General features: G+C 41.8%; 1 protein-coding gene. It reads right to left on the bottom strand.

The features are described 5' to 3' along the window. Positions 1–258 precede the first annotated feature (258 nt). Entirely contained in the window at positions 259–1,332 is a 1,074-nt protein-coding gene (locus E5S67_RS31930) for a M14 family metallopeptidase (RefSeq protein ID WP_172193481.1), read from the bottom strand. Positions 1,333–1,485: the final 153 nt, after the last annotated feature.

Below are 1,485 nucleotides of genomic sequence, written 5' to 3'. Positions count from 1 at the left end.
AAGTTGACGTTGGAAGTTATTGCTTCTTTGACGGGATGGGAATTTATTTTAGATGCTCTATCTGTAGCATGACTTTAGGAAATTGGTATTACAACTTGCGAGGGCGCGATCGCCCTTGACAAAAATCGCACTCTTGGCATAACAATAAGGATAGAAATTAAGAGAGCGATCGCAATACCGAAATGAAGAGCGATCGACCCACTGGTAATTTTAAAGTCTTCGGTATTGGTATTGCGATCGCTTACCGTCGCAACTCCTTCAGTCCATCAAGGCTCGTTTACAAAGATCGAGTCCTTGAGTTAAGCATTGTTCTCGCCACTTGCGAGATCTGGGTGCAAACATTTCTACCAACTGGTGTTTGGTCCATTCATAGTTCTGGTGTGACTTACCCCACCAGTAAGCACGATTCTCAGCCCGCAATGCCTTCATAACTTGAATCGTCGAGTAAGTACCGAATTCTGCTGTTAGTAAATCATAGCGACAATCTGGTAGAAGAGCTTGGCACCAAGTTTTTAATCCACCGCGAAGTGGATATGACACACCTTCTGTACTGTTCGGTTCTATTGTTTCTGCTCCAAATCGTTGAGCTAGTCTTGAACAAGATTCTGATGTTGCAGATGCGTCAAGCAAAAGCTTATATGTTCCCGAGCGTCCTAAACCTGTGTGGAAATCAATATGCACTACCTCTGAAGCATTACCAATCCATTGGGGCAAATTGCTAGCTAGAATCTCTTGAGTTTTGGATGCAGCATGACCACCAAAAAAAAGTCCCTTTGGAAAATCGTATTGCCCTACAGGAAAAGTGTTTCTCAAACTGGTCATTCCATATCTCAATATCAGCCAGACAGCTTGAAGAATATAAGGTTCAAAGCGTGATGGAGGTAAAGTTGGATTTAGAAAGGAATTGAATTTAGGATAGTCCTTTGGGCTGCCATCAAAAACTTCTTCAGATAATAAAAAGTTACGGTTTAAGTCTATGTTATTTTCATTCCAACGTCGTCGCCATGCAAAACCATAAGGATTCAGAGCATGAATAAGTACAACTTTAATATCAGGTGACAACGATGTGAGAAGTTGCTGCTTTTCTAACAAGGTAAGTTGGATTGCCGAGCCCAAAAAGCCTTCTACTCCATGCAAGCCACTAGAAATGACTACACATTGTCGTGGGTTGGAAGAACCACCGATCGCCACATCAATAGTTAATTCTTCACCAGTTGGACTAACCCGATCAATTGGATAGGCTGTCTGCTGATAACCCAAAGATGAAGATGCCGATCGAAATCGCTCTCGTGCAGTAATGTAGTTGGGTGAAAATGCTTCTGAATAGCTCATAAATCCTCATTACCCACGAGTAACCTTACAATTATGCCTCAAAAGATAACTCACACGGCATAACTATAGCGATCGCAAATCATTCATAAATCGATCGAGGGTTCGATCGATCATTAGTTTCATGAGAATGTTGGCTCAAAATCACCAAACTTA

The organism is Microcoleus asticus IPMA8 (assembly GCF_013179805.1).
Taxonomy (GTDB): Bacteria; Cyanobacteriota; Cyanobacteriia; order Cyanobacteriales; family Microcoleaceae; genus Microcoleus; species Microcoleus asticus.
This window is presented reverse-complemented; position numbering and strand designations above follow the sequence as displayed.